Source organism: Bacillus sp. JJ1521, from assembly GCF_036965165.1.
In the GTDB taxonomy this organism is placed as follows: domain Bacteria; phylum Bacillota; class Bacilli; order Bacillales; family Bacillaceae_L; genus Ferdinandcohnia.
Map to the genome: position 1 here is coordinate 1 of NZ_JBALOX010000017.1, position 7572 is coordinate 7572.

Annotated in this window: 5 protein-coding genes; all 5 read left to right on the forward strand. The window is 36.4% G+C overall.

Annotated elements, in window-relative coordinates:
* The first annotated feature begins 108 nt into the window (after positions 1-108).
* The 5 genes from mutS to spoVK all read left to right on the forward strand — a co-directional run bounded on the left by mutS (position 109) and on the right by spoVK (position 7322).
* Positions 109-2706 (forward strand): DNA mismatch repair protein MutS, encoded by a 2598-nt coding sequence (gene mutS / locus V7147_RS03675; protein WP_335366509.1) that lies wholly within the window; start codon positions 109-111, stop codon positions 2704-2706.
* A 42-nt stretch (positions 2707-2748) separates the two neighbouring features.
* Positions 2749-4635: a DNA mismatch repair endonuclease MutL gene (gene mutL / locus V7147_RS03680; RefSeq protein ID WP_335366510.1), complete on the forward strand. Its 1887-nt coding sequence runs from the start codon at positions 2749-2751 to the stop codon at positions 4633-4635.
* Positions 4636-4829: 194 nt separating this feature from the next.
* Entirely contained in the window at positions 4830-5777 is a 948-nt protein-coding gene (gene miaA, locus V7147_RS03685; RefSeq protein ID WP_335366511.1) for a tRNA (adenosine(37)-N6)-dimethylallyltransferase MiaA, read from the forward strand.
* A 95-nt stretch (positions 5778-5872) separates the two neighbouring features.
* Complete coding sequence (gene hfq / locus V7147_RS03690) at positions 5873-6097, forward strand: RNA chaperone Hfq (protein WP_335366512.1); 225 nt, start codon at positions 5873-5875, stop codon at positions 6095-6097.
* Between the two features lie 298 nt (positions 6098-6395).
* Complete coding sequence (spoVK, locus tag V7147_RS03695; protein WP_335366515.1) at positions 6396-7322, forward strand: stage V sporulation protein K; 927 nt, start codon at positions 6396-6398, stop codon at positions 7320-7322.
* The last annotated feature ends 250 nt before the right edge of the window (positions 7323-7572 follow it).

Below are 7572 nucleotides of genomic sequence, written 5' to 3' on the forward strand. Positions count from 1 at the left end.
GCCTTTGGCGGATGCCACGATTTTTCAATGGAAACTTTCGAGCAAGCTCGAAAAAAATCGGGCGCAAATACGCCGGGGCGTATTTGATTCTTGTTGGGGGATTAATAAATGGCAGAATATACGCCGATGATAAAGCAATATTTAGCGATAAAGGCAGATTATCAAGATGCCTTTTTATTTTTTCGACTTGGAGATTTTTACGAAATGTTTTTTGAGGATGCGATAAAAGCATCTCAAGCATTAGAGATTACTTTAACCGCAAGAGGGGGAGGCACGGATGAAAAAATTCCGATGTGCGGTGTCCCATATCACTCTGCTGCGGGCTATATTGAGCAATTAGTGAATCAAGGATATAAGGTGGCAATTTGTGAGCAGACGGAAGACCCGAAACAGGCAAAGGGCGTCGTCAGACGTGAAGTTACTCAATTAATTACACCTGGAACAGTAATGGAAGGAAAAAACCTTTTAGATAAAGAGAATAATTATTTAGCATCTGTATCAAGTTTTCCAGATGGTTATTTTGGATTTGCATTAACGGATTTATCAACTGGAGAAAATCGGGTTTCATTATTGTCTTCCCATTTCGAAGATGTGATCGGAGAAATATATGCAAATGGTGTGAAAGAGGTTGTGGTCTCATCTGATTTTGATGAAAAATATAAAAAAATGATGGTGGAAAGGTGCCAGGTAACGATCTCAAATGAGGATATTTGCGAGGTTGCAGATCATTTACAACATCTTATACAAAGTCTTGAGGATGAAAAATTAGTTCTCACTTTTGGAAGATTACTAAATTATTTAATGAAAACACAAAAACGATCACTTGATCATCTTCAACAGGTTCATGTCTATTATACAAACCAATTTATGAAAATTGACCTTTACTCCAAGCGTAACTTAGAGCTTACAGAATCTATTCGTGGTAAAGGAAAAAAAGGTTCTTTATTGTGGCTTTTAGATCAAACAGTTACAGCAATGGGCGGACGCCTGTTAAAGCAGTGGATCGACAGACCATTATTAAATAAGAATGAAATTGAAGCCCGCTTAAACATGGTCCAAACCTTTATTGATCAATATTTTGAACGGTTAGAATTAAGGGATTTATTAAAGGAAGTCTATGATCTGGAACGTCTTGCTGGAAGAGTAGCCTATGGAAATGTGAATGCTAGGGACTTATTACAATTAAAAAAATCACTTGAACAGGTTCCAGGAATATACAATCTTGTTAACCAGCTAAAACATCCATATGCAAACAATCTCGGAAAGCAAATGGATCTTTGTGAATCTTTAACAGAGATTTTGCATAACTCCATTAAGGAATCACCTCCAATGACGATTAAGGAAGGTGATATTATCAAGGATGGATTCAATGCCCAACTTGACCAATATCGTGATGCGAGCCGGAACGGAAAAACATGGATTGCATCCTTGGAAAAACAGGAACGTGAGAAGACCGGGATCAAGTCCTTGAAAATTGGATATAATCGTGTATTTGGTTATTATATTGAAGTGACAAGGGCAAACCTACATCTATTGCCTGAAGGATTGTATGAAAGAAAACAAACATTATCAAATGCAGAACGTTTTATTACTCCTGAGCTTAAAGAAAAAGAAACATTAATTCTTGAAGCGGAGGAAAAGATTGTCCAACTGGAATATGATATTTTCCTTGATATTCGTGAGCAAGTGAAAGGCTATATTCCTAGACTCCAGGCTTTAGCAAAGGTCATTAGTGAGCTTGATGTTCTGCAATGCTTTGCAACGATTAGTGAGGAACGCCACTATTGTATGCCTCATTTTTCTAAGGATAAGCTCATTATTAAGGATGGGCGTCATCCAGTTGTAGAGAAAGTGATGCAAGCACAGGAATATGTTCCGAATGATTGTGTGATGGAGAAAGGCCGTTCATTACTGCTCATCACTGGTCCAAATATGTCAGGTAAGAGTACGTATATGAGACAAATTGCTCTTACTTCAATCTTGGCTCAAATCGGCTGTTTTGTTCCAGCGAGTGAAGCTGTTTTACCAATTTATGATCAGGTATTCACAAGAATTGGAGCAGCGGATGATTTAATTTCTGGCCAAAGTACATTTATGGTTGAAATGCTTGAGGCGAAGAATGCCATCGCGAATGCTACATCGAATAGTTTATTATTATTTGATGAAATTGGGCGTGGTACATCCACTTATGACGGAATGGCACTCGCTCAAGCAATTATTGAGTATATTCACCAAAATATTGGAGCTCATACTTTATTTTCCACGCATTATCATGAGCTTACAGATTTGGATATGGGCCTTGAAAATTTAGTAAATGTTCATGTAAGTGCAATTGAAGAAAATGAAAATGTTGTTTTCCTTCATAAAATTAAAGAAGGAGCTGCAGATAAAAGCTATGGGATTCATGTCGCAAAGCTTGCGGAGCTTCCAGATAACTTAATCGAGCGTGCAAAAGAAATTTTGGCGCAGCTTGAACAAGGTGAAAAGCAAATCGTTGCAACAAAGGAAGATTCATTCGACCAATCTGATCAACTACAGCTTTCATTTTTTGAGGAAACAAAGGCTACTTATCAAAAAGAAGAAAAGCCCTTATCTTCAAAAGAAAAAGATGTATTGAGCTCTATTAAAGAGATGGACATTCTAGGTCTTACACCACTAGAAGCAATCAATAGGTTATATGAAATTCAGAAACAATTAAAAGGATAAAAATGACAATTTGAACATCCTATAAGAAAGTGGGGTGAAGGCATGGGGAAAATCATCCAACTTGATGACCTTCTTTCAAATAAAATAGCAGCAGGGGAAGTGGTCGAACGACCAGCCTCTGTTGTGAAGGAATTAGTCGAGAATGCCATTGATGCAAATAGCACAATAATCGAAATTGAAATCGATGAAGCGGGGCTTTCCAAAATTCGAATTATCGACAATGGCGATGGAATGGATAGTGAGGATTGTGTAAATGCCTTTCATCGTCATGCAACTAGTAAAATAAAGGACGAAAACGATCTATTTCGAATTCGGACTTTAGGTTTTAGAGGAGAGGCACTGCCGAGTATTGCCTCTGTTTCCGAGCTTGAAATGAAGACGAGCACAGGGGACAATTCCGGTACTCATATTTTGATTAAAGGCGGCCAATTTATTGAAAAGAAAGCTACCAATAGTCGTAAAGGAACGGATATAACCGTTTCAAATCTCTTTTTTAATACTCCAGCACGCTTGAAATATTTAAAAACAGTTCATACCGAGCTTGGGAATATTACCGATGCAGTGAATCGAATCGCACTTGCTCATCCAGAAATTTCATTTCGTTTGCTTCATAATGGGAAACGACTTTTATATACAAGTGGTAATGGAGATGTTAGACAGGTACTTGCGGCAATTTATGGTTTGGGGATTGCAAAGCAAATGGTGCCAATCCATCTAGAAACTTTAGATTATACAGTCGAAGGCTTTGTATCTATGCCAGAGGTTACGAGGGCATCAAGAAACTATATTTCAACGATAATTAATGGTAGATATATTAGAAACTACCCGCTTGTTAAAGCCATTCAACAAGGCTATCATACTCTTTTGCCGATAGGAAGATTTCCAATTGTTTTGCTTAATATTAAGATGGATCCATTATTAGTAGATGTAAACGTCCATCCAGCAAAACTAGAGGTCAGAATCAGTAAAGAACAAGAATTAAATCAATTAATTGACGAAGGAATCAAGGATATTTTCAAACATAAACAATTAATCCCGGATGCAGGTTATCTGAAAAAGAAAGAAGTGCAAAAATCAGAGCAACAAGAATTTGTGTTACAGCATTCTATAAAACCGGAACCTCAGCAAGGGCGAACGTATATTCCTAGATTTATCGAGACTATCGAGGAGATTCCAAGGAAAGAAGAAACGACATTCGAATCTGAAATACCAGCAACCCACTATGAAGAAAAATCATATGAAATGGAAAACGTCGTGATTGCTGAAAATGAGGATTCAACCCGTGTTGCATTAGAAGAGTATGAAGAAACGGATTCAAGTACTCAAGAAACCGTAAATCTAGGTGAACGGGTTCCGGTGTTGTACCCAATTGGTCAAATGCATGGAACCTATATCCTTGCTCAAAATGAGAAGGGTCTATATATAATTGACCAACATGCTGCCCAGGAGCGAATTAAATACGAATATTTCAGAGAAAAAGTTGGCGAAAATATTTCAGATCTTCAGGAATTACTTCTCCCTATTACCTTGGAGTATTCGACTGATGATTGTATAAATATAAATGCCCACAACCAGGACTTGGAAAAGGTCGGGATATTCCTAGAACCATTTGGTCATAACAGTTACATCGTACGGTCACATCCGCAATGGTTTCCAAAAGGTGATGAAAAAGAAGTCATCGAGGAAATAATTGAACAAGTGCTAAATGATAAGAAAATAGATATTAAGAAATTAAGAGAGGCAGCAGCGATTATGATGAGCTGTAAAGCATCGATTAAGGCAAACCATCATTTACGGAATGATGAAATTTTTGCTTTACTTGAGACTCTTCGTAAAACAAGTGATCCATTTACATGCCCACATGGTCGACCAATCATCATACACCATTCGACGTATGAAATGGAGAAAATGTTCAAACGTGTCATGTAAGTATTTTATTAAAAATGGTTGAAAACTCGCAAAAATGGCGAGTTTTTGCCATATAAGTCGAAAGTCATATAGAAGTTTGGAAAAGATTAGAAAATAATGTTATTTTTGAAGCTGATTTGGTTATAATAATTTAGTATTCGTCTTATTATCTATGTTACGATAATAGTATGAATTGTAGTAAAGGTAGTGATTGATTGGAAGAATCGAAAAATGAGAAACTAGTCGTTCTAATTGGTCCAACTGCTGTTGGAAAGACGAAATTAAGTATAGAACTTGCAAAGAAGCTTAATGCCGAAATCATTAGCGGGGATTCCATGCAAATTTATAAAGGGATGGATATCGGAACAGCCAAAATTTCAAACGATGAAATGGAAGGGATCCCACATCATCTCATTGATATAAAAGAACCCCATGAAAGTTTTTCGGTTGCGGAGTTTCAAACAGCTGTAAGAAAATTAATTTCGGATATACATAGTCGTGGTAAATTACCGATGATTGTAGGAGGGACTGGACTTTATATTCAATCTGTCATTTATGATTATCAGTTCACAGATGATGCCTCAAATCCCGAGTATCGAAAAAGGCTTGAACAACAAGTTACAGAAAACGGAGTGGATTCTCTTTTTCTGGAATTAAAAGAAATTGATCCAGAGAGTGCGGAACGAATTCACCCTAATAATGTAAGAAGAGTTGTACGTGCCTTGGAAATTTTTAAAACAACCGGGAAAACGATGACCGAATATATGGAAGAACAAAAACAAGAGCTTATTTATGATGTTGCCCTTGTTGGATTAACAATGGACCGAGAGATGTTATATGAGCGAATTAATGATAGGGTTGACTTGATGATTGAATCAGGACTGCTCAAAGAGGTCTCCATTTTCCATACTCAAGGTTTACGTGATTGCCAATCCATCCAGGCAATTGGCTATAAAGAACTTTATGGTTATTTAGATGGGTCACTATCACTTGAAGAAGCAATCACTCAATTAAAGCAAAATACCCGGAGATATGCGAAACGTCAATTAACTTGGTTTCGAAATAAAATGGATGTAAAATGGTTTGATATGACAGAAAAAAATCAGTTTGAAGAAAAATTTAGTGAAATTTATAAATATATAGCAGGAAAGCTGGGAATTTAAGAGAATAGATAATAATAGGATTATTCGTTTTGTCCAATAAAAAGGGCAATGAAGTTCTAAGCATTTTGTGCCGAAGATCTAGAGGAGGACAGATCATGAAACAAGCAGTCAATATTCAAGACCAAATTTTAAACACATTGCGTAAGGATGGGACATTTGTAACTGTATTCTTATTAAATGGATACCAATTACGAGGATTAGTAAAAGGATTTGATAATTTTACAGTTTTACTAGAAACAGAAGGGAAGCAACAGCTTATCTATAAGCATGCGATCTCTACTTTTGCCCCACAAAAAAATATTAAGCTTGAGCTTGAATAACTTACGAAAAAACAACCTTACTTTTTAAAGTAGGGTTGTTTTTTTCATCTTGTCTATTTTTTCTTCAAGATTTATAAATTGCCTCATATACATATAGTGGTACGGATTATTTTCTGGGAAAGCGCAATCTTTGACAAAAAGCAAAAGTTATATGCAGTAAAATTGAAAAAAATGTAGAAATAAAAGGGAAAAAGGCTTATTTATGTATTTTACCTTGGGCTTTTGTCACGAAATGAACCCATCAACGTATAATGTACACATATAGGAGAGGTGAGAGCTCTTGGATCAACCAATTACAATGAAAAACAATGGACAAATAAATGTTATTTTAAATGGTGAAAAAAAGAAATTAAAGGTACTGCATTCAACACCAAAAGAGGCAATTACTCCGAAAATACAAACGAAACATGCGGCTCTTATGGAAATAGAAGAAGAAATGAGCGCTCTTGTAGGTATGGATGAAATGAAGAAAATGGTAAAAGAAATATATGCTTGGATTTATATTAATAAAAAACGTGAAGAACAGGGATTAAAAGTAGGAAAGCAAGCATTGCATATGATGTTTAAGGGAAATCCTGGAACAGGTAAGACCACGGTTGCTCGCTTACTAGGAAAATTATTTCTGCAAATGAATGTTCTCTCAAAGGGGCATCTTATTGAAGCGGAAAGAGCCGACCTAGTTGGAGAATACATTGGTCATACCGCACAAAAAACAAGAGATTTAATTAAAAAAGCAATTGGAGGTATATTATTTATTGATGAGGCTTATTCGTTAGCTAGGGGTGGAGAAAAGGATTTTGGAAAAGAAGCAATTGATACATTAGTTAAGCATATGGAAGATAAGCAGCATGAATTTGTCTTAATTTTAGCTGGGTATTCAAAAGAAATGGAACACTTCCTCTCATTAAACCCAGGATTACATTCTCGTTTTCCGCTAGTCATCGATTTTCCGGATTATTCGGTTGATCAGTTAATGGAAATCTCGGCGAAAATGATGGTGGAACGTGAATATGTCTTCAGTCCTGAAGCAGAGCGGAAATTCCGAGAGCATTTACTTGCTGTAAAAATAGATGCTTACCCTGGTAAATTTAGCAATGGTCGCTATGTTCGGAATGTCATTGAAAAATCAATACGGACACAAGCAATGAGATTATTAATCGATGATGCTTATAGTAAGCAGGAGCTTCAAACAATCAGAACCCAGGATTTAATTTTCAAAGAATAAACTAACCGCCTTTGAATAGGCGGTTTATTTCATTTCCATGATAAATTTGATATGATAGCATAAGAAACGGACCTTTAACATTATTCAGTAGAAGTCCTATGCTTCTACTAAATAATGTTAATACCTCCGGTGGATGCCACGATTTTTCAAAGGTAGTTTTTCAACATTAACTGGCACTAAGCCCTCACGGAGGGCAAATTGCAAGTAAAAGCCTGATTAAGTGAACAAAGACTAAGAACGCCACGTCCTG

Excerpts from the sequence above, each read along its gene's own strand:
- hfq (WP_335366512.1), top strand. The coding sequence starts at position 5,873 with ATGAAACAAGCAGTCAATATTCAAGACCAAATTTTAAACACATTGCGT.
- mutL (WP_335366510.1), top strand. The coding sequence starts at position 2,749 with ATGGGGAAAATCATCCAACTTGATGACCTTCTTTCAAATAAAATAGCA.
- spoVK (WP_335366515.1), top strand. The coding sequence starts at position 6,396 with ATGAAAAACAATGGACAAATAAATGTTATTTTAAATGGTGAAAAAAAG.
- mutS (WP_335366509.1), top strand. The coding sequence starts at position 109 with ATGGCAGAATATACGCCGATGATAAAGCAATATTTAGCGATAAAGGCA.